The sequence below is a fragment of the Serratia sp. NPDC078593 genome (assembly GCF_050268245.1).
GTDB lineage: Bacteria > Pseudomonadota > Gammaproteobacteria > Enterobacterales > Enterobacteriaceae > JBNNGK01.
Window position 1 is genome coordinate 1 of record NZ_JBNNGK010000002.1, and the last position, 25,190, is coordinate 25,190.

The following is a 25,190-nucleotide window of genomic DNA, read 5'->3' on the forward strand; positions in this document are numbered from 1 at the left end:
ATGTCAGATTGCTATGCGCCTGTTAGGGCGCGGCTGGTAACAGAGCCTTATAGGCGCATATGAAAAACCTCCGGCTATGCCGGAGGATATTTATTATTTATCGAGATGGAATTTCTTCGTTGGACAGGTTTCGGCGGGGGGATGGCGACGTTTTTGGCCGATAAAGCGTTAACAGTATGCTGAACAATAGCGGAGCAATAAGGTATATAGATGTGGTGCTAATCGTGCTTTTATCGACGGTTTTCTCTACGAGAATGGCAATCAATGGAAACACTAGGAAAACCAACGATGCCTGGAATGCCGTTGCTCTTTGTTGTAATGCAAAATAGGCAAGAATGCCGAATACGCCAGCAACCAGACCTAAATAACCTACGGATAATAATGAGCTGATTGCGAATATGCTGGTATCGGGTTTTTCTGTGAAATAACCCAATATGAGCAGTAAAATACCTGCACCTAAGCAGGGCAAGGCGTTAAACGTCAATACAGAAACCTTTTGTCCACGTTTTTTACATAAAACATACATCACGGCATGAATCAGTACTGCCACTAATAGCGCAACTACACCGGGCCAGCGAGTTTCGCCACTGGTGGTTGATTCTTGCCACAGAATACCGGAAAGACTGGCAACACCGATGATTAGCCCCGTTAATTGCGAGATGCTCACGCGTTCGCCTAATAGCACTATCGATACTATCAATACTGCAACAGGCATATTGGCAAAGATTATAGAGGCAAGCGCTGAACTGACGTAATGTTCGCCATAAATCATCAACGTAAAGGGAATGGCGAAGTAAGCAATACAAACCAGTAATTGAAATCCGCGGCTACCTTTGGGAAATAATAATGGCGTACGGGTGTAATAGGCAAACAGGAGTAAAAGCGGTGAGGCTGCGAGAAAGCGTAATCCGGTAGCATAAATGGGGGGGATGGTCGCGACCGCAACTTTCATCGCCATCCATGTTGTTCCCCAAGTCAGGGCTACCAGAATAAAAAGACTTAGGGTAACTCCGATATTCTTAGCTTTGTTATCCACTTTTTAGCATCCTGTCAGATAGTATCATTACATAAAATACAATACACTCAAGTTAAGGAAAAAATATTGCAAATGTCATTGTTAATTTGTTCTTTTAGAGAAAATTTTTCTCCCAGGTGATTAAATGTTAGATAAAACAGATCGTAAGCTGTTAAGGCTATTACAACAGGACTGTACCCAGTCGCTGCAAGCAATGGCCGATGCGGTTAATTTGACCTCTACACCTTGCTGGAAACGCTTAAAGCGTTTGGAAGATGAAGGCTATATTCGTGGCCGGGTGGCGTTGCTGGATAACGAAAAGTTGGGGTTGGGGCTGACCGCATTTGTGCTGATCAAAACTCAGCAGCACAGCAGCGAGTGGTATCAAACATTTGTCGATCTTATCGCGCAGATGCCGGAAGTTTTAGCATTCTATCGTATGGCTGGGGAGTTCGATTATCTGCTGCAGGTACAGGTCGCAGATATGAAAAGCTACGATAGCTTCTACAAACGTTTAGTGAATGGCGTACCGGGGCTGATTGATGTCACTTCGAGCTTCGCCATGGAAAAGATTAAATATACGACGGCACTGCCGGTTCCCGAGTGAAAAGTTCACCGGATTAGCACGGCGACGGTGGTATTCTACGCATATGAAGCAAATTCAGAGTAAAAACCAACACATTCGGAATCCTATTACGTGAGATTATTTGCTCAACTCGGCTGGTATTTTCGCCGCGAATGGCGCCGTTATCTCGGTGCGGTGGCGTTGCTGATTATCATCGCCATTCTACAACTGTTGCCACCCAAGCTGGTCGGCGTGATTGTTGATGGTGTCACTCAGGAGCATATGTCGACCAGCGTACTATTGGCATGGCTGGGGCTGATGGTGGCTACCGCAATCGTGGTTTATCTGCTGCGTTACGTGTGGCGGGTGCTGCTGTTTGGCGCGTCTTATCAACTGGCGGTCGAACTGCGAGAAAACTTCTATCGACAACTCAGCCGACAAAACCCCGCGTTTTATCTGCGTCACCGTACCGGCGATTTGATGGCACGCGCGACCAACGATGTTGATCGCGTCGTTTTTGCTGCGGGTGAAGGCGTTCTAACGCTGGTGGACTCATTGGTGATGGGGTTGGCGGTGCTGATTGTGATGAGTACTCAAATCAGCTGGCAGTTAACATTGCTCTCCCTGATCCCGATGCCGATCATGGCGATCGTCATCAAGTATTACGGCGAGCAATTACATCACCGCTTTAAGTCTGCGCAAGCGGCGTTTTCCAGCCTCAACGATCAGGCGCAGGAAAGCATGACCAGTATCCGTATGATCAAAGCGTTCGGGTTAGAAGATCATCAATCTAATCAATTTGCTGAGGTCGCGGCGCAAACCGGTGCAAAAAATATGCATGTGGCGCGCGTGGATGCGCGCTTCGATCCCACGATTTATATCGCGATTGGGGCGGCTAACCTGTTGGCGATCGGGGGCGGAAGTTGGATGGTGGTGAACCAATCATTGACGCTCGGTCAATTAACCAGTTTTGTCATGTACCTTGGCCTGATGATATGGCCGATGCTGGCATTGGCGTGGATGTTTAATATCGTTGAGCGTGGCAGTGCGGCCTACAGCCGTATTCGTAGCCTGTTGGAAGAAGCGCCTGCGGTGAGTGACGGAGAAGATGAGTTGCCCTCTGGGCGCGGTGAATTGGCGGTCGATATTCGCCGCTTCCAGTATCCAGAAAACGCGCAGACGGCTTTGCATGGCGTAACGCTACGGTTGGCACCGGGGCAAATGTTGGGGCTGTGCGGGCCGACTGGTGCAGGTAAAACCACCCTGTTGGCGCTCATCCAACGGCAATTTGATATTGATGACGGGCAGATCAGTTATCACGGGCTGCCGTTGACTCAATTGAAGCAGGATGCTTGGCGCGCGCGCCTGTCGGTGGTCAGCCAAACGCCATTCCTGTTTTCTGACAGCGTGGCGAATAATATCGCGTTGGGTAATCCAGGGGCAACGCAGGAAGAAATCGAACGGGCGGCGCAGTTAGCCAGTGTCCACGAAGATATTTTACGTTTGCCACAAGGGTATGAAACCGAAGTGGGTGAGCGTGGTGTGATGCTGTCTGGCGGCCAGAAGCAGCGTATTTCTATTGCGCGCGCGTTGCTGCTGGATGCGGAAATTTTGATTTTGGATGATGCGCTATCGGCGGTGGATGGCCGCACCGAGCACCAAATCCTGCATAACCTACGCAGTTGGGGGCAAAACCGCACGGTGATTATCAGTGCGCATCGGCTTTCAGCGCTAACCGAAGCCAGCGAAATTCTGGTGATGCAACATGGCACCGTGGCACAGCGTGGCTTGCACGCGGAGCTGGCGGCACAGCCTGGCTGGTATCGCGATATGTATCGTTATCAGCAGTTGGAAGCCGCGCTGGATGAGGCACCAGAAATTGGTGTGGAGACGTTAACCAATGACTAAAGTACAAAAGCTGTGGCCGACGTTGAAACGGCTGCTGGCTTATGGTTCGCCGTATCGTAAACCGTTGGCAATAGCGGTCGTGATGCTATGGGTCGCGGCAGCGGCAGAAGTGGCCGGGCCGATTTTGATCAGTTATTTCATCGATAATTATGTTGCCAAAGGTCAGTTGCCGCTAGTGATAATCAGCGGCTTAGCAGCGGCCTACATCTTGTTAGAGTTGCTGGCGGCGGCGCTGCATTACTTTCAGGCGATTTTGTTTAATCAAGCCGCGGTAGGTGTGGTGCAGCGCTTACGCACGGACGTGATGGACGCAGCGCTGCGTCAACCATTGAGTGCTTTTGATACTCAACCCGTGGGGCAGCTGATTTCGCGCGTTACTAACGATACTGAAGTCATCAAAGATCTGTATGTGATGGTGGTCTCCACCGTGCTGAAAAGTTCGGCGTTGATCGGTGCGATGTTGGTGGCAATGTTCAGCCTCGACTGGCGTATGGCGCTGGTGGCTATCTGTATTTTCCCTGCGGTGTTAATCGTGATGGGGATTTACCAATATTACAGCACGCCGATAGTGCGACGAGTACGTAGCTATCTGGCAGATATCAATGACGGTTTTAACGAAGTCATTAACGGAATGGGGGTGATCCAGCAGTTCCGTCAGCAAGTGCGTTTTGGTAAGCGTATGAGCAACGTGAGCTGGTCGCATTATACCGCGCGTATGCAAACGTTGAGGCTGGACGGGTTCTTGCTACGGCCGCTGCTGAGTTTGTTCTCGGCGCTGGTACTGTGCGGTTTGTTGATGCTGTTTGGCTTCAGTGGCGAAGGATCAATTGGCGTTGGGGTATTGTATGCCTTTATCAATTATCTTGGCCGTTTGAATGAGCCGTTGATCGAACTGACCTCACAGCAATCCATTCTTCAGCAGGCAGTGGTCGCCGGGGAGCGCATCTTCGAACTGATGGATCGTCGTCAACAGGACTACGGTATGGACGTTCGTCCGTTGCAAAGTGGTCAGATAGAGATTGATAACGTTACGTTTGCCTATCGCGAAGATAAAAAGGTACTGCAAAATATTTCGCTGCAGGTGCCATCGCGGGGGTTTGTGGCGTTGGTCGGCCATACCGGTAGCGGGAAAAGTACGCTCGCTAATTTGCTAATGGGCTACTATCCGGTCAATCAAGGCGAAGTGCGGTTGGATGGCCGCCCGTTATCGAGCTTATCTCACCGTATCTTGCGACAGGGCGTTGCGATGGTGCAACAAGACCCGGTAGTGATCGCAGAATCGGTGCTGTCTAACGTTACGCTCGGCCGTAATATTAGCGAAGAGGCCGTGTGGCAGGCGTTAGAGACGGTACAGTTAGCGGCGTTGGTGCGTGGCTTCCCGCAGGGCATTCACACCCGTTTGGGTGAGCAGGGCAATAACCTGTCGGTTGGTCAGAAGCAACTTTTGGCGATGGCACGCGTGTTGGTGCAGGCACCACAGATCCTGATCTTGGATGAGGCAACCGCAAATATTGACTCCGGCACTGAACAGGCCATCCAGCGTGCCTTGCGGGTGATTCGTGAGCACACTACGCTGGTGGTGATAGCACACCGTTTATCGACCATTGTGGATGCGGATTCAATACTGGTATTGCATCGTGGTCATGCTGTGGAGCAGGGCAACCACCAACAATTGTTAGCGCAAAAAGGGCGTTACTATCAAATGTACCAACTGCAATTGGTAGGCGAAGAGTTGGCCGCTGCCACGCGCGAAGATATTCAACCCGCTTAATCGCCTTTCAGCCATGGCTTCTGCGTATGGGGGCGTGGCTGAGGGCAGCGCACCACTATCAGGCAGCATCGCGGTCTGAACGCCTCATTTTGCACTCCCGTGACGCGCAGTGCACTAGGTTGGTGCACAATAATTAATCACTTTTTCGTGGTAAATATCGTTGCGTGGCTCCGTCGTCCTTTCTCTTTCCTACAGTCTGTACGCTGCGATTAATTTCTGCACGAAATCATTTATGGCACAGCGTTTGCTTTGTTTATCACGTACCCAGGGTGAATTTGGGCTTAATCGTGGAGGGGCAATATGAAGCTGGTTACCGTGGTGATCAAACCGTTCAAATTGGAGGACGTGCGTGAAGCCCTATCCTCTATCGGTATTCAAGGGTTGACCGTAACCGAAGTGAAAGGGTTTGGTCGCCAGAAAGGGCATGCAGAGCTCTATCGCGGCGCTGAATACAGCGTTAATTTCTTACCGAAAGTCAAAATAGACATCGCTATCGCTGATGACCAATTAGATGAAGTGGTCGATGTTATTAGTAAAGCGGCCTACACCGGAAAAATTGGTGATGGCAAGATTTTCGTTGCCGAATTGCAACGTGTTATTCGTATACGCACCGGCGAAACAGATGAATCCGCACTGTAATCGCAGACTCAGTTAAGTTGATGGGATGGATTGCTAATGAAAAAATTTTTATCCACGTTAGGCCTGAGTTTAGTCACCCTCGCTCCCTCTCTGGCACTGGCGGCTCCAGCAGAAATAGACAAGGCAGACAACGCGTTTATGATGATTTGCACCGCATTGGTGCTGTTCATGACGCTGCCCGGCATTGCCCTGTTCTATGGTGGTTTATTACGTTCTAAGAATGTATTGTCGATGCTGACTCAGGTCACCGTGACCTTTGCCTTGGTCTGCGTGCTATGGGTACTGTATGGCTATAGCCTAGCCTTTAGTGAAGGAAATGCCTTTTTTGGTAGCTTTGAAACGGCGATGCTAAAAGGCATTGGAATTGACAGCGTGACTGGCAGCTTTAGCCAAATGGTTCACGTCGCGTTTCAGTGCTCTTTCGCCTGCATCACGGTAGCACTGGTGGTGGGCGGCTTTGCGGAGCGGATCCGCTTCTCTGCGGTGATCATTTTCGCGGTGATTTGGTTTACGCTCTCCTACCTGCCGGTTGCACACATGGTCTGGGGCGGCGGTTTCCTGGCCGCAGATGGCGCACTCGACTTTGCGGGTGGCACGGTTGTGCATATTAATGCGGCAATCGCAGGTTTGGTGGGCGCATATCTGCTTGGCAAACGAGCGGGCTTCGGTAAAGAGGCGTTCAAGCCACATAACTTGCCGATGGTTTTTCTCGGAACCGCTATTCTCTACATCGGTTGGTTTGGGTTTAATGCCGGTTCAGCGGGCGAGGCTAATGGTATTGCCGCGTTAGCGTTCCTCAATACCGTTATTGCCACCGCAGGTGCCATACTCGCGTGGACGTTTGCTGAGTGGATGGTGCGTGGTAAGCCTTCACTGTTAGGCGCGTGCTCAGGTTGTATCGCAGGATTGGTTGCGGTGACGCCGGCCGCTGGCACCGTCGGTGTCGGGGGGGCGTTGATCATCGGTTTGATTGGTGGCGTAGCCGGTCTTTGGGGGGTAGTGACACTGAAGAAATGGCTGAAAGTGGATGACACCTGTGATGTATTTGGCGTCCATGGGGTTTGCGGTATCGTCGGTTGCTTGTTAACGGGAGTGTTCACTTCTTCTTCATTGGGCGGAACCGGTTATGCGGAAGGCGTCACCATGGGGCATCAGGTTTGGATTCAGTTACTCAGCGTGGTGATGACCTTGGTGTGGTCCGGTGTTGTGGCGTTTATTGCCTTCAAGATTGCAGGGGCGATTGTCGGCCTGCGGGTACCGGAGGAGCAGGAACGCGAAGGCCTGGATGTGAATAGCCATGGTGAGAGCGCCTACAACCAATAAGTCAGAAACAATCGCATTGCGCTAAAAATTAAAAATGATGATGATGGCAAAAGGGCGATGAATTCATCGCCCTTTTTCTTTGGGCAGTGATTAGGCTTCGCGTTGACGAATAACGCCTTCCTGTACGGTCGTTGCAACCAGTACGCCCTCGCGCGTATAGAACTGGCCCCGAACAAAACCGCGTGCGCCAGAGGCTGATGGGCTTTCCACGACGTAAAGTAACCAATCATCCATGCGGAATGGCCGGTGGAACCACATGGAATGATCAATGGTCGCGACCTGCATTCCCGGCTCAAGAAAACCGACACCGTGCGGCTGTAGCGCGGTCGGCAAGAAGTTAAAATCCGACGCGTAACCCAGTAGATATTGGTGAATATGCAGGTCATCCGGCATGGCGCCGTTGGCGCGGAACCAGACGTGACGGTGCGGCTCTTCTACTTTGCCTTTTAGCGGGTTGTGGAATTTTACCGGGCGCATTTCGATCGGTTTTTGGCTGATGAATTTTTCTCGTACTTTTTCCGGCAGCATATGCACCAGTTTTTGAGCGATTTCTGACTCTGACATCAAACCTTCTGGCGGCGGTACGTCTGGCATGCTGTTTTGGTGTTCAAACCCCGCTTCAGTGCTTTGGAATGACGCGGTCATATAGAAGATAGGCTTACCGTGCTGAATAGCGCTGACCCGGCGTGCGCTAAAGCTGTTGCCGTCACGCAGCGTTTCAACGTCATACACGATGGGTTTGCTACTGTCACCAGGCCGGAGAAAATAGCTATGGAATGAATGCACGCTTCGCTCAGCGGGAACAGTTTGTTTGGCAGCATAGAGTGCCTGACCGACGACTTGGCCACCGAATACCTGGCGTAAGCCGAGGTCTTCACTTTGGCCGCGGAACAGACCTTCTTCGATTTTTTCTAAATTGAGCAGATCGAGGAGATTTTGCAGTGCCTGGCTCATAAAAAATTGACCTCTATTAATAATTGTTTTGTGCAGTGTGCGGAATATCACGGTAAGCCGTCAACATCTTGCGTTATGGAACGGCTAAAATTGCCAGAAGAGTGGCCGTTATTAGAGCGCTAAGTGATTAATTGGTTGAGATATAGGATTTAATCAGGATTTTGTGCTAAGTTTTATTGGGAAGGTGGTTAAAGCCACCTGTATATTGATCATAAAAGGAGACTGTCCATGAAAATTTGGCAAATTGTAGGTGGGGCGGCGGCAGTAACCATCTCATTAGCGGGTTGCGCTCAGAAAAGCGCGGACGTGCCAACACCGGCTGCGGGCAGTTCAGCAACGGCAGAGCCAACGCAAATCCGCGGCCCTGCGGTGACAGGTTCGATTAACATTCGTCAACGTATTGCGCTGCCACCGGATGCGGTATTAACGGTTACGCTTTCAGATGCCTCTTTGGCTGATGCTCCTTCGAAGGTTCTTGCCCAGCGCGTGATTCGTACCGAAGGGCAGCAGGCACCGTTTAACTTTGTCGTACCGTTTGATCCCAAGGATATACAGCCGAATGCGCGTATTATCCTGAGTGCTGCGATCACGGTAAATGGACGATTAATGTTTATCACCGATACCTTTAATGAAGTGATTAACCGCAACGGGACGCATGCCGATCTGCTATTGGTTGCTGTACCGAATACGCCGATGCAGGTTGCGCCAACCGCAAACCCGTAACCGGATAATAACGTTTTTTTACAGCCTTTGTCCCGTGGGCAAAGGCTGTATGCTTATACTCGCCAGCCAAAGCGATTTAAATCCACAGCCCCTTCCGCATCAAACATAATACCTTCTTCCAGCAATGCCTGACGCTGCCTTTGGAAGTCTTCACCACGTAACGAAATTTTGCCATGACGATTGATGACTCGATGCCATGGCAGACTGCTGCCTTGCGGTAATTTTTTCAATACGCCGCCGACCTGACGCGCGGCACGCGGTGAACCGGCCAGTTGTGCCACTTCGCCATAGGTGGTGACTTTACCGAGCGGAATGGCTGCGATAACGTGAAATACACGCTGCCGGAAGGGGGCGTCTGTTGGCTCCATCTGCTGTTTACCTGCTGTGTTAAACCCAGGATGCTAGTGTGCCACAGCGCCGGTGGGCAAGAAAACAGCGGTTAGTATTGGTTGGCTTGCTATTTGGCGAGCCATCACTGATAATGCCCACCGCTTCAAAGTACAGAAGCCGTCAATGGGGGCCCTGTTGGTTCTCCCGCAACACTAACTTGTGAACTCGGTCAGGTCCGGAAGGAAGCAGCCGCAGCAGGTAACGTGTGTGCCGGGATGTAGCTGGCAGGGCCTCCACCAATTTGTATCTAAGTACTTAATAAGTAATGATTAAAGTACTGAAATCCCGCCTCCATAGCCTTAGTGGTACAAAAACTGTGTATCACCAGTAGGGCTTCACGATGTCTCTTATGCTCTCCCGTCATGGGATCTGGTATTACCGTAAAGTTAACGTTTTACCCTGTGGTAAACGCCGTGAGTTTCGTCGTTCGTTAGGTACTCGTTCAAAGACTGAAGCGACAAAGCGATCTTTACGCTTTGCAGATCGCCCTTGGCTGATTACTGAAACTGTCAGTCCTACAATCGGTATGAGCCAAACCCCTCAATCAGAATTGTCATTCCAAGAGCTAAAACTACAGGCTGTACAGTATGTTGAGTTTAAAAGCCTTGAAGTTTGCGAGAGGGAAGTCGCTTCTATCAAACGCTGTATTGGCAAGTACTTTAACTTTACTGATCAGGTATTTAAGCGTAGTAGGGCTTCTGAATTCATTAGCGGGCTAGATGTCGCCATTCCTACGAAGAACAAATATGTTAAGAAAATCAGCGGATTTTTCCGATGGCTGAAACATCATACTGACTATGATTTCCAAAACCCTTTTGAAGGATTGCTCCAGAAGGATCGTGAGCCAGTATCCCAAAAGCGAGAGGCATATACAGATTTTCAGATTAAACATCTTGAGAATGGGATCACTACTTTGCCTGAATGGAAGAGGTGGATTGTTTTACTTGGTCGTTTTACAGGGATGAGGGCAAACGAAATTTGCCAACTATATCATAACGATATATTCAAAAATGATGGGAGGTGGTGCATCAGGATAGATGATCGTTATGAAGGACAAGTGGTTAAAACAGAGAACAGTAAACGTACCATACCAATTCATAACAAATTGATAGATATTGGTTTTTTGCACTATGTACAAAAGCAAAAAGGCAGATTATTTCCCCAGCTAACTCTCTATAAGGGATCATATAGCCACTACTTCACCCGTTGGTTTAGCGGTTATCGTAAAAGATTAGGCGTTCCTGAGTTTCATTCACTGAGACATTACGTTGCAACTAAGTTTAAAAATGCTGGTGTAGTGGAGCATTACGCTGCTGCATTCTTGGGACATGCAGATAACTCAATCACATACAGGAGATATGGCAAATCAGTGGCTGTGTCGCGATTATATGATCTATTGGAGCATATTTGATCTCGTTCTAAGCAGCCTCTTTACTAAGAGCCTGCTTATTGACGGGAGAGCATAAGAGACATCGTGAAGCCCTACTGGTGATACACAGTTTTTGTACCACTAAGGCTATGGAGGCGGGATTTCAGTACTTTAATCATTACTTATTAAGTACTTAGATACAAATTGGTGGAGGCCCTGCCATCAGCCGTTAGTACTAAATTGTGTTGGTTAATCAATTGGTTATAGTGGTAGTACTACAACAGTACTGTACCACTCTCGATAGTACCGTCCAGCACAAAATCTTGCAAGTTAACGTGTTTGTATTGATTTACAGCTAATTTTTTATCTTTTATAGTCCAGTATCCCATTGGATCGTACGGTTGCATGGAATTCTGTACCACTTGGAATGTACAAGAGTACATTTGAAATACATTAATGAATGTATCAGTTAAGAAGTACAAAGATACTCACGAATTAATCGAAGAATGTATGAGTTAGAAAGTACAGAGATAGTGCAAAAATGATATATGATTTTCAAATCTGAATAGTGATGAGATTGTCAAGAAAAAGTTGCAACTATTCCTTGATTGAGTCAATTTTGCTCGTTAACATATAGTCATTCTAACAAAAACAGCAGCCATAGGAGGTTAACCATGAGATGACTTTTAATTTAGAGGAGTAGTTATCATGACAAAAAAGAAAGAACCACATAAATTAAAACCACGCGGTAGGAAAGAAACGGTACATCAGAATAACGATCTACGTAGTCATCTAGCAGGGGTTAAAAATCTAAATCAGTTAACCAGTGCTGCACAGAACGTTATCAAGAAATATATCAGTACTATGACTGAATCAAAAGGCTCCAAAAAAGGCATGGTGAAAAAGAACATACTTATACTATTAACCATGATGGGCGATATTAGCATAGCCAAAACTAAAGCAATACTAGATAGTAGTGAACTATTCGAAGGTGATAATTATTGTAAATCAAGGGTGAACGATTACAAGAAAGTACTAACAGGTGTATCAAAAGAACTATGGGCAATGTTTGAAAATGGTACACCGATTCGCACTGATGACCCGAAAGGTGGTGAATATCTCACTGGTGAAGAACTATATGAAATAACTCGCCTAATTGAGAGTAATCCCACGAAGAAAGAGCTTTCGGAATTCATCAAAAAAATGTACCCGTCCTAAGTTAGTACGATAGTGGGGTACTAATTCAGGCTCCATTGTACTAATTCGGGCTAATTAGGGTTTAAATCAGGTTAATTCGTCGCGGATAATATAAAAAAACACCATCTAGTAGGGTTTTTGGTCTGTTTTTGCTCGATTTGTGTACTATCCCGAATTAGTACCCCTTATATTAATATTAATTAGCTCCCATAAATGCCTTACTGATATCTCGTCTCTATAGAGACTAGCTTCGCTTCGCTCGTTAGTCTCTATAAAAACCAAAAATTAGATCGTGACTTTGCGTTTTTCTCGCAGTACTCGAAAGAACGCCAAAGTACTTACTCGCTTTCTCTCAGACAGATAACAGTACTGACAAACCGACTTTATCAAAGTGATTTGGGTCGGCCTGCGGCCTAAAGTCTTCGTGAGTAACTACGCGTCGCATGGCTCCTTGTCGGGGTTATCGGGCTGTTCAAGCCCTTACTGTAAGACTACCCGATAGGGTCAGCTGGTGATTGAGACAAGTACCGCCCACTTATTTGCTATTCCAGTTACTGCAAAACCACTATCAGTACTGCACAGAGCGGAGCGAAAACCGATCCAATTAGTCCCCTTCTATGATGATGTTTCAGACAAAACGCACAGGAAGCCCCTGTAAGAGATTTAACTCAAAACCAAACTAAGCCATTCAAGAAACCAGAAAACGCCGCAGAATCACGTAGGTTGCGTTTAAACAGGGATAAATGACCTACTTTTTAAGTTGAACTGCATGTTCATTACTTCCCATATTCTCTGATCGTTTTTACCTATTGATTTGTCGATGATTAATAGATATTGATAGTTTTTAGCGATCAAAATTCGATAATCGATCGATTTTGTCGATCAATTTGATTTCACATGATATTCTGATCTCTTTCAATACGTATACTTTGAGAGGATTTTATGGCAGGGCTTGTTGTTTTCATTATCTGTATCATTCTTGCAGTACTTACTTTTAAGAAAGTTTCTAACCGTTCGAGAACAAAAGGATTAGGGAAACCAAGAGCGTTGTTTACATCTTTGTCATTAAGTTTATTTGTCTTCTTTATATCTATGGGCGTTGGTGCTGTAATTGTATCGTCGGATAATAAAGCTAATACCTCTGATAAAGTAGTAGCGAACAGAGATACTAATACAGCCAGAAATGACATTTACACCTGTAATAAATTTGAGGCAATTACTCAAACACGGCAGGGAACGAAACATAATTCTGGTTTCTATTCAGATCAAAGGACTAATATTACGTACAAAATTACTGACAATACATTAATTACTAAGATGACAACACCGGGATATGATGACAGTACTGATACTGCAAAATTCAATAAGATTGCAGATGATGGATCTCGAAAATATGGTAATTCATCAAATAATTATTTCATATCAGTGCTGAATGATAATACTATAAAGGTAATTATCATTGACTTTAATCATAACGGAACAATCACGCAAGTATGTTCAAAATAATAGTTAGTTTACTTTGATGATTTTGTTTTAGGATGTAGGAAAATGAGAGGAGTGTTATACGTAGTACTGTTAACTGTAACATCATTAACTACAGTTGCAGCTACCTCACCAGATGGGAAAACAGAAAAGCCATTTGTGATTGATAATGAGGTGATTTGTTTAAAGGAGATCCAGCAACGTATGACTCCATTCCTCAAGGTTTTTGAAGAGGAAAACGGCGTTCTGTACAAGTACACAGTTAAATCTGGTTTATCGTACAAAGATACTATAGGACTTCGAATGCAGATTAACCGCGTGGATTCAGGGCTGAATGTGCGTGTGGCTGATCTCGATTACTACTGGCTACAGGAACGGGATAGCATGTGTGCGTCAGCGTATATGGTACTTGAACGTTTCCAATGAATTCGGTGTTCAACAAGGTCGCGAAAGCGGCCATTGTTTTACCCATGATATTATCACTATAATGTAAGTGCTTGACATAGTACTAGATTTCTATAAGTATCGTATTACATCTACCAATTTAGAAAGGAAATCGCACATGGCAAGTACCAGCAATCAGAATGATAACGGTATTATTCACGATCTTGATGTAAATGGATACAAAACTTTAATTTCGCGTGCCAGTGGTAAAAATTTCAAACTGTCAGATAGTAAATCGGATATTGATAAGTTGTTCAAAGAGGATGCTGATAGCTTCATTGAACAGCTACGTCGTCTCTCTCAGAATCTCGTTATGGTAGCTGATGAGTACAAGAAAGAAATTGATAGGGCTAAAGTCGCTGATCTAGCTGCACTAATCAATAGTTTAAATGAAGATGCAAGAAATAGCTTAATTGAATCTTTGGGCATTTCGCCAAGCAAAGGCAGTAAAGCAAAAGCTAAGCCTAACGTTACAACGAAAAGAGAACGTGTTGATATAACTGTCAATGGTAAACAGTACAAGATACCTGTTACTGGAAACATGAACCAAGAACTGAAAGATCTGGTGTCGGCTTCGGGTTTAGAACGAAGTGCTTTCATCGAGAAGTACAAATCCGTTCAAGCCTAAGCCATACGAAATAAAAAATTTAAGTCTTTCCACCTCTCACAGATTTTGATGGATGTGATTGGTGGACATTTCTACTTTTGTGGGTAACTGGCCGAAGTGAAACTAGACGTCATCACAGTCATTTGATTCCCTCGGAGGGGAACAAATGGGAATGCGACATAATCTAAATTTCCTTGAGTCATATTAAAGTATAAATTCCTATCATCAACATTCAGTTTTGTTGAATGTGCAGGATATGTTCCTTCGCCCTTAAAAGTAATTAAAAATGCCATAGGGAAAAAATGCATACAACTACAATGGCATATATGTCCATTGTTAAAGAATGATATTAACTGGGCTGTTATTTGAGTTTTGTTTGGATAAAACCAATAATAAAAATCGTGAGTGTCTTCTATTTGTATATTCCGTCCTAATACAAATTCTCTTAGTGGTGTATAAAAATCACTATCGATCGGTCCTTTTTTACAAACTTCTACCGAAGTAGCTGCTAGGAGATGGCCGATCATTGCTCTTAGAAATGGAATTGCATTGAAAGGTACTGAGATAGTATTCCCATAATAATGAGTGCCGGTTATATATTTTTTTATTTCTAAAAGAAACTTTTCTATTGGTTTTTTGATATCGGCATCTAATGTTCCAAGTAAGTTATTATTACAATGTTTGCATATTGTTTTAAAGGTTGCTCCAGCGTGAGCATTTATTGGCTTGATTTCCTCAGAAGAATAATGTTCAGAGACTGTTTTTTGGAACATAGGTTGGATCGTTGTCGCACAGCGTGGCGGCACGTGATCTTTGCTCAAATGTCCAAAAGAACCACAAATGACACAGTACCCTTCACTAATTCTTGCATGTTTCAAACGCTCAGAAATCTTGCTCATAAAAATCCTTTTGATAAAAATATCTGCTAAATGTATTGATTTTAAATCAAATAATTTACATAGGCACTGCCTGAGTTCAATAAAATCGGATTCATCGAGGTCGAGGATAGCAACCTGTTATTCTGTTATTGCTACCTACGCTAAGTTACTACTCTTAATGTTGCCATAAGTTCACTGCCCAGACCAGTCAGCTCCGAACAATAAAGTTGGTGGGATTCCTACGCAAAGTAAAAGTAGGGTATTTTTTAGTCGTATTAGTTTGTAGCTGACGTACCTGGTATAATAAAATATCAGTACATTAAAAGTCAGGATACTCGGTGATGATTACTCAATACTTTGCACAACCTGTAATGAGCACAGATCAGAAGTTGTTAGGGGTAGAAGTACTTACTACATTCCGAGAAAACGGTTTTAACGTACTCAATTCTTTGTCTATTGATATAATACAGGGCTGGACTATCCAAGAAAAACGAGCTTTTCTTATTGATATAATACACTTTATTACCAACAATGAAGAATTTTTCATTGATAGCAAACTGTTTTGTTCTCTAAGTATTGACGCAAGTACTGCATTGATTTTGAAGCATGACGCATACATTCAGATACTTATAAAATCAATGCCATATCTAAAGCTACTGATCTCTGAGGGGCTGAGTAATTCAGTACTGAAATCGCTTTCCCACGGTAGTAATACTCTTTTTCTCCATTGTCTTGGTATTGATAATCTGAAATCTGATATAAGTAAATTTTATGAGGCAGTTAAGATCGATGAAAGCTATTTCAGTACTCAATTCTACAGAAACAGCTTTCCTGTACTACTAAAGGATATAATGAAATATTGTCCGAGGATTATCGTATCAGGTGTATTTGATACTGAATTATTGCAGTACTTGCGAGATTGGGGTGTATGGGGTGTACAAGGTGATCTGTACGAATCAGTACTGCTGCAAGATGTGGGTACTTTACTATGACATAACTTGAATGTTTACATAAAAATTAATATCTGTGGGTAAGAGAACATCGCTCAGACAAACAGGTCTCTGTTGCTATCAATCACCCATAATGATGGATTTTTGTTTTTCGTAGAATACAAAAAGTTTTTTCCCTTTTTCTTTATCAATACTTCTAACAAAAGATATAATTCCTTGTATAACTTCATGTTTGTTATGTATTTCATTTCTAACTAAATCATAAATTCTTTTTCGATATACACAGTAATTCTTTTTACTGATGGTTATTTTTGGAGTTACGGTCAACCCCGTAACTTCTCTTCTTACTTTTGGCCCTAAGAACTTCTCTTTTTTAGAGTTTACAGTAAATCCTTCATTATTAATAATATCTTTTACTAGGTAAGAGGCTTTTTGTAAAATTAATATTTTATTTCCAGATATACAAAGATCGTCAGCGTACCGTGTATATGTCAAAGCACGCTTTTTGCAGTATGTAGATACTCGATGATCAAGCCGTAAACAAACAAGATTGGATAGTGCTGGCGAAGTTGGTGCACCTTGAGGCAAGTAACCTCCTTTAGTGCAAAAAGAAGTAAGGATAAATGCTATATTGTTGTTATATCCTATGTTTTTAAATAGTGTATATACATGCGAAGCTTGGACATTTGTAAAGAAATCCCGTAAATCAAGATTTAATACATATTGATTTCCTTCATGAGGCTTAGCATTATCAAAAATAGATTTATTTTTTACAAAACCTTTTGCATAAACAGAAGGAGATAGTTTATCTAAAATGTATCTTAACACCCACCGTTGTATTGCTTTTAGCTCTTTTACCGGGCTTTCAATATGCCGTATACCACCGGATTTTTTTTCCATTTCAATACGATGATAGTACCTGTCGTTATTAAAGCTAAATTTCGAGATGACTTCTTTTGGAAGCCTCAGTGATTGAGATAAATCATCCACATCCTCAAGAATAGGAAGAGATAAAAGTTGTTGGGTGTACTTTCCTTGATGGACATTCATTTTTAATTCATCATAGTAGAGGTGTATTGTTCTAACTATAAATTTGTGTGCTAGTTTTTAACGACTACAGCGGGGAAGGATAATGAGCAGACATACCTGATTAAGGTATGGATGCGAAGCATCCTTCCGTAAGGCGGATGAACGAGTAACCCAAATCACGGCGGGAGGGATTTGGGTTACTCGATCATCACGCTATCTCTGTGATGAACTGCGGGAACGGAGAGACTCTCCATCCACTGTGTACTTATTAGTTAACTAACAAGCCACCTGCTTAAAAACTAGCACACATGGATATTATATGAGAGAACACTGATCAGTGTCTAGCATATTGTTTATTCATGATTTTTGTTCTTAATTCAGTGAGTGATGATTTCATGTGAAAACTATTCATTATGGAATCATACCCAGCTTTAGTTATTGCGAACAAACCTTCTTGTTGGTTAATCATTCCAGCTCTTATAAGTGAGTGAGTTGCAGCTTTACAGGCAATATTATCCCGACTTTCAAATTTTCGCCCCATAATTAGTTCCATGGTTTTATAGACTGACAGTAAATTTAAATCATCAAAGAGGTAAATTAAAAGAAGAACATGCTTAGAGTATAACAAAATATTATCCAGCTCTTTCTTTTTTCTACCACTCGGAAGCGTTTGCTTTATTTTTCCAAGAACTTCTTTTACATGTTTTGGGTTTTTTTCATTAAAGCTTTTAGGAATATCATATATCTCACCTCCATGGGAACGAACAAGTCTTATAGGGCCATGATTTATAAAGCTTTTTCCTGATTTGAATTCACCCAATCTCATTACCAACATTTTTTGGGCTAAGGTTTTATCCATAGAAAAAGCACCTAATTCAGCGAAAGAACCAGGGCTTTCAGGTATAAGAACAATCAGGTCAACTGAGTTAGCTAGTTGAGTTTCGAGGGATAAAAGGCTATTTTTCCCTTGCCCTTCGAGAAGATCTTCAAACAAATCTTCTGGATATGTAAGAGTTATACCTTTTTCTTGAGAGAGAAATGTTGAAAACTTATACCTAAGGCTTTTTTTATCTGACTTATCTTTCCCGCATAAAAAAATTGTTTTTTGGGAATCATCAAATCCATTTATTAATAAATTTCTTATTTCATCGATAGTTTGATGAATATATAGATCTGGAAATTTGTTAATGATGCTCTGTTTGGGAAGTTTCATATTCATTCCTAACAACGGCATTTTTCATAATCAATACAGCATTTTATTACAAAAAATGCATTTATGCATCATAAGGATTTAAAATTTAGCTGGCCTGACCGAGTAAAGCTCCAACGATAGAATGTCAAGTATCTCGATCTGATGATCGATATTTCACTAACCCAATACCAGCTAAAAAAGAATGACCAAGAATCTCATTTGAGTACTCCCCAACGATACTCTACTTCATCGTCTCGTTTAGTCTCATTTATAGGTTGAAAGGATCTAAATGATACTGTATCGTTAGGTTAACTTAAATGATACAAAATAAAGTTCGAGGGTAGGAAAATGATTTTTGGTTACGCGAGAGTGTCTACGAAGGATCAAAATCTGGAACGTCAGTTAGCAGTACTGGAACCTATCTGCGATAAAATCATTACAGAGAAGGAATCAGGGAAGTCTACCAGTGGCAGACCTGAACTGTTGAACCTGCTTGCACACCTCCGCGACGGTGATACCTTGATTACTCATTCAATCGACCGTCTTGCTCGTAATACCCGTGATTTACTTGAAATGATTGATGGTCTTGTAGAGCGGGGGATCATTGTTCGCTTTCTTGCAAACTCTATGAGTTTCGATAACTCCCCACAATCCCGTCTGATTTTAACCATGATGGGAGCTGTAGCTGAATTTGAAAGGGGAATGATTGCATCACGACGAAATGAAGGGATTGCCCTTGCTAAAGAGGCCAAAAGATACAAGGGCAAGCAGAAGAATAAAGAGCTTCATAACAAAATCATTGAAATGCTTCAGGTAGGTAAGAACACACCGGACGAGATCGCTAAGTTGTGCGACTGCGGAAGGGCGACGGTGTTCCGTGTCAAAAAGGAAATGCTTGCAAGTACTACCCGTACTTAGGACTGATATAGCAGAAGGGGTAAAGGAAAGGGTTTGTGTAAGGGGGAACGGTTCAAATCCTTTCGATATCCATCCTTGTTTTTGTGATAAAAGTCAAAGAGAAACACAATATGTAGTATTGAGTGATTGTTAAAATAACTATATGCTGATATTTCCATTGAAATAGAGGGTTTGATAATGGGTAAAGATCAGCATGTTGTTCCTCATGATGATGGTTGGGCAGTTAAGGGAGCTGGAAACAGTAAAGCGACTTCTGTGCATCCAACAAAGCAATCTGCGGTGGATGCTGCAAGAGGGATTGCTACAAACCAAAAGAGTGAGCTTGTCATCCATAACAAGGATGGCAAGATTGCGAAAAAAGATTCGCATGGTAACGATCCTTGTCCGCCAAAAGACAAGAAGTAACCGGATAGGGGCTTGTCGCCCCTTTTTTGTGTGCACTTGGTGAGCACTAACGACACTACAAATCCCCAGAAGTTGACGTTATGTACCCAATCTTACAAACACGTTAACTTGCAAGATTTTGTGCTGGACGGTACTATCGAGAGTGGTACAGTACTGTTGTAGTACTACCACTATAACCAATTGATTAACCAACACAATTTAGTACTAACGGCTGATGGCAGGGCCTCCACCAATTTATCCCTCCGAATGACAAACAGCACCGGCTTACGCCGATGCCTGATGAATCAGTGTTTGACCAGCGTGGCAAAGTAATACGCCAGCGGGATCGCCAGCAGATACAGTCCAACCGGTACTTCACGCCATTTACCGGCAATCACCTTGATAATGATGAAAAACAGCAGCCCACCGGCGATACCTGTACCAAAACTGTTGGCAATGAGTGTCATCATTACCATCATCAAGACGGGTAAACCGTCGGTAAAGTTTGCTAAATCGACTTTGCGTAACCCGCTAAACATATTTAATCCGATGAGGATCAGTGCCGGGGCGGTGGCTTCTTTCGGGATCATCAGTGCGATTGGCGTGAATAATAACATCAGCAGGAACATCACGGCCGCTGCCAATGACGTCAGACCCGTTTTGCCGCCGGCTTCCGCTGCGGCAGACGATTCGATAAGTGCGGTCGCTGCGGGAATACCCACTAATGGCCCTAATGCGGCTGCGATGGAGTCCACCATAAAGGGGCGGTTGATGTGTGGCATGTTGCCATGTTCATCGAGTAGGCCAGCCTCGCCGCCAACGGCTAGCGTAGTGCCCATGGTCGAAAAAAACTCAGAGGCAAAGAAGACAAACAGGAATGGCAAGAACGCGATATTCAGTGCGCCAATTAGATCGATTTGCCCCCATACTGGCGTCAACGAATGTGGCAGGGCGATTAACTGGCTTGGTAGGTGGGTGACGCCAAAGGGGATGCCAACCAGCGTCGCGAACAGTATTGCCCACAGGATTGCCCCCGGTATACGTCTTGCCTGTAGTGCGATTGCCAAGAACAGCCCACACAAAGCGATCAGTGCGCCCGGCGCGGTAAAGTCACCCAGCATAAGGGCATTCGTTTTGGCATTCGCCAAGACCAACCCGGCATTGCGGAAACCCAACACGGCAACAAACAGCCCAATGGATGCGGTCAACCCCAGCTTGATCGATTGTGGTACTGAGCGGGTAACTACTTCGCGTAGCCCTAGCCAGGTCAGTAAAAAGAATAAAATCCCCGACCAGCAAGCGATCCCTAAACCGATTTGCCAGCTAATCCCTTCACTACCGGCTAGCGTGACGCCCACCAGCACCGAACCGCCAATACCTGGCCCGACGATAAACGGCAGGTTGCCATAAAATGCCATCAACAGTGTACCGGCGACAAACACCAGAATAGTGCCGGTGGTCGCCGCGCCCTTATCCATACCGCCGACGGCGAGTAAACCAGGGATGACCACTAATAGATATGCTGCCGCAAGGAAGCCAGTGATCCCGGCTAAACACTCTGTTCTGACATTACTGTGTCGGCTATACAATTGAAAACGTTGCTGTAACCAATTCCCTGAGGTTGAAGGATTTACTGAATTTTCAGCCATAAAATAGATCTTCCTGTGATGTTTTTATTATTGCGCCGGCGTTTCCCAGCAGGCGATCAATGGGTCGACGATTTGACGGGTTGAGCCGTCTGTCAGACCGAGATCGGTAAGGTGTGGCCCCGCATTGCAAGCCAGACAGGTACCTTCGATGGCTTTGAACACGCGATAAGGCGGTTCCCAATCGGCGACTTGCGCACTCAGATGACGTAAATTCTTAAATTGCTCTGCCAGCTCAGCCGCGGGCAAGTCAGAAAGCATGCCCGCGATCGGCATCGCTACCTGTGCCAATAGGGCACCGTTTTGGCTCAAGGCCATACCGCCGCCGCTGGCGATCAGGGCGTTGGCGGCCAGTGCCATATCATGGGCATCGCGTCCGAGTACCACTAAGTTGTGTGAATCGTGGGAATAGCTGGTCGCGATAGCGCCACGCAGTTCACCCCAGCCCTCTAATAGGGCTAACTGGGGTTTCGCCGGATGACGGCCGTGCCGGTGCTGTACCCAAATCAGGCTAAACTCGGCCGGTAACTGAACGTTGCCTTCACGAACCTCGACCGTGACTTCACTCCATTGGGTAAAGCGAGCGCCCTTAATATTGCGCAGCGTGGCTTGTCCATGTTTAATGCCGGGGACGCGCAGAATGAAATCTTCGGCGGTAAGCGGAGGTAAACGCAGGGTATCGCGTGGCGACAGTACGTTTGGATTCGCCGCGATTGGGTTGAGCATGGCACCCTGCTGCGCAACACATTGGCCTGCAACATATACGCGTTGTGCATTCAGCCGTTCGAGCGCGTTGAACACCACTAAATCAGCGACGCGTCCAGCGGCAATCAACCCCAGATCGTTGCGTTGCAGGCGGATTGCGGCGTTGAGCGTCGCCATGCGCAGCGCATCGCAGGGGGAGAGCCCATGTTCAATCAACAGATTAAGCAAAGCGATGATACCGCCTTTTTCCAGCAGCATATCGGGTGGAACATCGTCCGTGCAGACTGTAATCTGCGAAGAAAGGTGTGGCAAAGTTTTTAGCGCGGCGACGATCTCTGCTAACAGATAGGGATGGGAACCGCGAATTTGCAGTGTAAGACCCGCACGCAGTTTCTCCAAGGCATCGTCGGCGGAAGTCAATTCGTGATCGGAGGTGACACCGGCGGCAAGATAGGCCTGCAGTGCCGCTCCCGTCAAACCGCGGGCATGGCCTTCGATCAGTTTTCCGCTGTTTAACCCTGCGTTGAGGATGTCTAGCATACGCTGGCTGCCGTTTAGCACGCCATGCATATCCATCACTTCCGCGACGCCGGCCACTTCCGGCCAGCTCAACATGGTAGCCATTTCGTCGCCACCAAAATCAGCGCCAGACATTTCTAAACCGGGTGTGGAGGGTACGCTTGAGGGCGCAGCGCAGATCACTCGCAACGGCAGGTTACGACTGGCATCAATCGCATAACGCACACCATCAACACCTAATACGTTGGCTAACTCGTGGGGATCCCAGAAAATGGAGGTGGTGCCTTGCGCAACCACAATCTCTGCGTAGCGCTCTGGTGGCAGGTGAGAACTTTCGACATGAACGTGGGTATCGATCAATCCGGGGCTGAGATAAGCGCCAGCCAGACAGTGTGTGTCTATCGCATCTGACCGCGTACCGCAAGGGTGCACGCTGGCGATCAGTGGCCCAACAATACCGACGTCGGCCAGACGAATCTCACCCGTTGCCATATCAATAATATTGGCCTGAGTCAGTAGCAAATCGAATGGTATTTGTCCCAGCGCTGCGGTAACAGCGCGGCGACGATCGCTGGCACTGACGGAAGAAGAGGTCATAATAATTACCCTGCCTAATAATAGGGGTGCTACTTTAGGCGGCACCGTCGTTTTTGCACAGATGATTTATTTTATTGCACGATAAGAAACGTTTATGCTGTAGCAAACGATTACTTAGTTAACAGGCAGAAACTCGCTATGTCTGAACCTTGGCGTCGGTTACCCGCGCTATCTTTAAAGCAAATCCAATATTTTGTGACGTTGGCAAGACTGCGGCATTTTACCGACACGGCTAATCGCTTAGCGATCAGTCAACCGGCGTTGAGCAGCGCATTGCGGCAGATAGAATCAGTGTTGGGCGGTAAATTGGTGAATCGGACGGCATCTGCGGTGACACTCACCGAGCAGGGAGCGGCGATTTTACCGCACGCAGAGCGTTTGTTGAATGTGGCACAGACATCATTTGATGATATGCAGCAAATTATGCAGGTAGGCGGTGACGGACGGTTGCGTATCGGTTTGGTACCGTCTGTCAGCAGTCTGTTATTTCCAGCATTGCCTCAATTATTAGCCACGCATTTCCCACGATTACGTATTGAGTTTCACGATCAGACTAACGACTCATTATTAGTTCAGTTGGAAAACGGCCAAATCGATTTTGGATTTGGTGCACTTGATAGCTCGGTGCCTGAGTCACTGGAGATCCATCCGCTACAGGAGGACCCCTTTGTGGTGGTGATGCGCCGTGATGATCCTTTAGCTGAATCCCACCATATACCTTGGCGGCAATTAGCACGCCGCGACATAGCCATTTTCTCGAAAGGGAATAGCAGCCGATTAGTGTTAGCGCTGGCGGAAAGCCACCGTTTGAATTTGACGGCGCGCTACCAAGTGGATTTTATAGAAACGATGTATGGTTTGGTTCGTTCACAGTTAGCTGTGGCAATTCTACCTCAATTATACACAACCCATTTACGCGATGAGGCATTGACCGTCGTGCATTTACAGCAACCGTTACTTAGCCGCACCGTAGCACTGATGCGAAGCGCGCAAAAAAGTCACCTGCCATTAATTGAGCGTTGCTTTCAATTGATTATGCAGGCTTTTCAAAACCGAATTTAAACTGTCTAAAATAAACCGATCGTCTATTTCAATTCCATTGAGGCCGATTGTGACACCGGCTCAACGCTGACGAACGTATGATTATCTTACATATTTCCAAACGGCCGTTGGAATTTTGTCATACAGCTTATTCATCGTCAGCTCGGCAAGGCGATGATCGGCTGCTGAGTAAAACAGTTCTAACTCGTCGTCTGAAAGTTCATACTTGTTTTTTTCAATAACGCGTTCAAGCGTATCCAGCGTGGTGCATTTACGTAAACGCATCAGATAGTCAATTTTTGTCATGATAACCTTTAGTTTTATTAACCGTAAGATAATTGGGGTAATTATCCCCTAAGTTTTCATTGCCGTACAGATGTCCTCTCCTGAGAACAGTCTGAATAATCGCGCTTTGGTTTTTTGCCAACGACGCAAATCGGCATCATTAATACCGTAACTACTAAACAGCGTATAGGTATCGTCGAGATACTCTTCGACAATCTCCGACAAATCACTTCCGTCCATGTATTTAATTTTATAACTCATGACAAACGAAGCAATATGTTCAATCAACTCATTTAACTGAAGGTTGACGGACGATGTTGGATCGTTTACCCAGCCGTGATGGCTGTCACCCAAGGTGGCAATACCTTCATCGTATAAATTTTCGCATAAGAATTTGAGTTGAGCAATATCGTGCCGCTTAGGCGAATACTCATCCATATCATCCCCTCCGTAAGTCTTAATTTCGGTGTGATAACACTCTGTGAGTAGATCGGTGACATCGTTGACGGAGGCAGCTTAAGTGTGGCGATATAAACTTTCCGTATTCTAAATATAAATCATTTTATCGTAGTTAGCCTGTAATTATTACGTAATCTTACAATTCATCGATGATGGTCGGTAGCCAGTTATCGATAATACTTAATATTCATTGTTATTCA

General features: G+C 45.2%; 25 protein-coding genes and 1 other RNA gene. 16 read left to right on the top strand and 10 right to left on the bottom strand.

The window, feature by feature from the left end; all coding sequences use genetic code 11:
* Positions 1-97 precede the first annotated feature (97 nt).
* The gene (locus ACQKDS_RS02035; protein WP_399673940.1) at positions 98-1,036 is read right to left on the bottom strand and encodes a DMT family transporter; all 939 of its coding nucleotides are present in this window, start codon (positions 1,034-1,036) and stop codon (positions 98-100) included.
* Between the two features lie 124 nt (positions 1,037-1,160).
* Between ACQKDS_RS02035 and ACQKDS_RS02040 the strand changes: the two genes are divergently transcribed.
* From ACQKDS_RS02040 to amtB, 5 genes are all read left to right on the top strand, one after another.
* Positions 1,161-1,622 (top strand): Lrp/AsnC family transcriptional regulator, encoded by a 462-nt coding sequence (locus ACQKDS_RS02040; RefSeq protein ID WP_399673942.1) that lies wholly within the window; start codon positions 1,161-1,163, stop codon positions 1,620-1,622.
* A gap of 90 nt (positions 1,623-1,712) precedes the next feature.
* On the top strand, positions 1,713-3,488 hold the full coding sequence (locus ACQKDS_RS02045; protein ID WP_399673944.1) for a SmdA family multidrug ABC transporter permease/ATP-binding protein: 1,776 nt from the start codon (positions 1,713-1,715) through the stop codon (positions 3,486-3,488).
* On the top strand, positions 3,481-5,259 hold the full coding sequence (locus ACQKDS_RS02050) for a SmdB family multidrug efflux ABC transporter permease/ATP-binding protein (RefSeq protein WP_399673946.1): 1,779 nt from the start codon (positions 3,481-3,483) through the stop codon (positions 5,257-5,259). Before ACQKDS_RS02045 ends, ACQKDS_RS02050 begins: the two co-directional genes overlap by 8 nt.
* Before the next feature lie 300 nt (positions 5,260-5,559).
* Positions 5,560-5,898 (top strand): P-II family nitrogen regulator, encoded by a 339-nt coding sequence (gene glnK / locus ACQKDS_RS02055; protein WP_399673948.1) that lies wholly within the window; start codon positions 5,560-5,562, stop codon positions 5,896-5,898.
* Between the two features lie 36 nt (positions 5,899-5,934).
* Positions 5,935-7,221 carry an ammonium transporter AmtB gene (amtB, locus tag ACQKDS_RS02060; RefSeq protein WP_399673950.1) on the top strand — a complete coding sequence of 429 codons (1,287 nt, stop codon included), beginning with the start codon at positions 5,935-5,937 and terminating at the stop codon, positions 7,219-7,221.
* 90 nt (positions 7,222-7,311) lie between these two features.
* On the opposite strand, the gene tesB is transcribed toward amtB, so the two are convergent.
* Positions 7,312-8,175, bottom strand: coding sequence for an acyl-CoA thioesterase II (gene tesB / locus ACQKDS_RS02065; protein WP_399673952.1), 864 nt, complete (start codon positions 8,173-8,175; stop codon positions 7,312-7,314).
* A gap of 228 nt (positions 8,176-8,403) precedes the next feature.
* On the opposite strand from tesB, the gene ACQKDS_RS02070 reads away from it, so the two are divergent.
* Positions 8,404-8,898: a YbaY family lipoprotein gene (locus ACQKDS_RS02070; RefSeq protein ID WP_399673954.1), complete on the top strand. Its 495-nt coding sequence runs from the start codon at positions 8,404-8,406 to the stop codon at positions 8,896-8,898.
* Positions 8,899-8,951: 53 nt separating this feature from the next.
* Here ACQKDS_RS02070 and ACQKDS_RS02075 read toward each other — a convergent pair whose 3' ends face one another.
* A complete protein-coding gene (locus ACQKDS_RS02075) occupies positions 8,952-9,266 on the bottom strand; it encodes an MGMT family protein (protein WP_399673956.1) in 315 nt (104 codons plus the stop codon).
* Between the two features lie 155 nt (positions 9,267-9,421).
* On the opposite strand from ACQKDS_RS02075, the gene ffs reads away from it, so the two are divergent.
* From ffs to ACQKDS_RS02105, 6 genes are all read left to right on the top strand, one after another.
* An RNA gene (ffs, locus tag ACQKDS_RS02080) (signal recognition particle sRNA small type) lies at positions 9,422-9,518 on the top strand.
* 110 nt (positions 9,519-9,628) lie between these two features.
* Entirely contained in the window at positions 9,629-10,699 is a 1,071-nt protein-coding gene (locus ACQKDS_RS02085; protein WP_427673871.1) for a tyrosine-type recombinase/integrase, read from the top strand.
* Positions 10,700-11,365: 666 nt separating this feature from the next.
* Positions 11,366-11,875 carry a hypothetical protein gene (locus tag ACQKDS_RS02090; RefSeq protein WP_399673993.1) on the top strand — a complete coding sequence of 170 codons (510 nt, stop codon included), beginning with the start codon at positions 11,366-11,368 and terminating at the stop codon, positions 11,873-11,875.
* 921 nt (positions 11,876-12,796) lie between these two features.
* Entirely contained in the window at positions 12,797-13,360 is a 564-nt protein-coding gene (locus ACQKDS_RS02095) for a hypothetical protein (protein WP_399673991.1), read from the top strand.
* A gap of 42 nt (positions 13,361-13,402) precedes the next feature.
* On the top strand, positions 13,403-13,762 hold the full coding sequence (locus ACQKDS_RS02100) for a hypothetical protein (protein ID WP_399673989.1): 360 nt from the start codon (positions 13,403-13,405) through the stop codon (positions 13,760-13,762).
* A gap of 136 nt (positions 13,763-13,898) precedes the next feature.
* Positions 13,899-14,408, top strand: a complete 510-nt coding sequence (locus tag ACQKDS_RS02105; RefSeq protein ID WP_399673988.1) for a hypothetical protein — start codon at positions 13,899-13,901, stop codon at positions 14,406-14,408.
* A 71-nt stretch (positions 14,409-14,479) separates the two neighbouring features.
* On the opposite strand, the gene ACQKDS_RS02110 is transcribed toward ACQKDS_RS02105, so the two are convergent.
* Positions 14,480-15,286 (bottom strand): chaperonin, encoded by an 807-nt coding sequence (locus ACQKDS_RS02110; protein ID WP_399673986.1) that lies wholly within the window; start codon positions 15,284-15,286, stop codon positions 14,480-14,482.
* 320 nt (positions 15,287-15,606) lie between these two features.
* Here ACQKDS_RS02110 and ACQKDS_RS02115 point away from each other — a divergent pair, with 320 nt between their 5' ends.
* Positions 15,607-16,257 (top strand): hypothetical protein, encoded by a 651-nt coding sequence (locus tag ACQKDS_RS02115; RefSeq protein WP_399673984.1) that lies wholly within the window; start codon positions 15,607-15,609, stop codon positions 16,255-16,257.
* 78 nt (positions 16,258-16,335) lie between these two features.
* Here ACQKDS_RS02115 and ACQKDS_RS02120 read toward each other — a convergent pair whose 3' ends face one another.
* Together ACQKDS_RS02120 and ACQKDS_RS02125 are read right to left on the bottom strand one after the other, a co-directional pair.
* Positions 16,336-17,265 (bottom strand): retron St85 family RNA-directed DNA polymerase, encoded by a 930-nt coding sequence (locus ACQKDS_RS02120; protein WP_399673982.1) that lies wholly within the window; start codon positions 17,263-17,265, stop codon positions 16,336-16,338.
* A gap of 313 nt (positions 17,266-17,578) precedes the next feature.
* Positions 17,579-18,457 (bottom strand): retron St85 family effector protein, encoded by an 879-nt coding sequence (locus ACQKDS_RS02125; RefSeq protein WP_399673980.1) that lies wholly within the window; start codon positions 18,455-18,457, stop codon positions 17,579-17,581.
* A gap of 327 nt (positions 18,458-18,784) precedes the next feature.
* Here ACQKDS_RS02125 and ACQKDS_RS02130 point away from each other — a divergent pair, with 327 nt between their 5' ends.
* Both ACQKDS_RS02130 and ACQKDS_RS02135 read left to right on the top strand, forming a co-directional pair.
* A complete protein-coding gene (locus tag ACQKDS_RS02130; protein WP_399673978.1) occupies positions 18,785-19,354 on the top strand; it encodes a recombinase family protein in 570 nt (189 codons plus the stop codon).
* A 177-nt stretch (positions 19,355-19,531) separates the two neighbouring features.
* The gene (locus tag ACQKDS_RS02135; protein ID WP_187181531.1) at positions 19,532-19,759 is read left to right on the top strand and encodes a DUF2188 domain-containing protein; all 228 of its coding nucleotides are present in this window, start codon (positions 19,532-19,534) and stop codon (positions 19,757-19,759) included.
* Positions 19,760-20,043: 284 nt separating this feature from the next.
* Here ACQKDS_RS02135 and ACQKDS_RS02140 read toward each other — a convergent pair whose 3' ends face one another.
* Positions 20,044-21,387, bottom strand: coding sequence for an NCS2 family permease (locus ACQKDS_RS02140; RefSeq protein ID WP_399665197.1), 1,344 nt, complete (start codon positions 21,385-21,387; stop codon positions 20,044-20,046).
* Positions 21,388-21,414: 27 nt separating this feature from the next.
* Positions 21,415-23,205: an adenine deaminase gene (locus ACQKDS_RS02145; RefSeq protein WP_399665200.1), complete on the bottom strand. Its 1,791-nt coding sequence runs from the start codon at positions 23,203-23,205 to the stop codon at positions 21,415-21,417.
* A 138-nt stretch (positions 23,206-23,343) separates the two neighbouring features.
* On the opposite strand from ACQKDS_RS02145, the gene ACQKDS_RS02150 reads away from it, so the two are divergent.
* Complete coding sequence (locus ACQKDS_RS02150) at positions 23,344-24,267, top strand: LysR family transcriptional regulator (RefSeq protein WP_399665203.1); 924 nt, start codon at positions 23,344-23,346, stop codon at positions 24,265-24,267.
* A gap of 81 nt (positions 24,268-24,348) precedes the next feature.
* Here ACQKDS_RS02150 and ACQKDS_RS02155 read toward each other — a convergent pair whose 3' ends face one another.
* Both ACQKDS_RS02155 and tomB read right to left on the bottom strand, forming a co-directional pair.
* Positions 24,349-24,552, bottom strand: coding sequence for an HHA domain-containing protein (locus ACQKDS_RS02155; protein ID WP_399665206.1), 204 nt, complete (start codon positions 24,550-24,552; stop codon positions 24,349-24,351).
* A gap of 48 nt (positions 24,553-24,600) precedes the next feature.
* On the bottom strand, positions 24,601-24,969 hold the full coding sequence (gene tomB, locus ACQKDS_RS02160) for an Hha toxicity modulator TomB (RefSeq protein WP_399665208.1): 369 nt from the start codon (positions 24,967-24,969) through the stop codon (positions 24,601-24,603).
* Between the last annotated feature and the right edge of the window lie 221 nt (positions 24,970-25,190).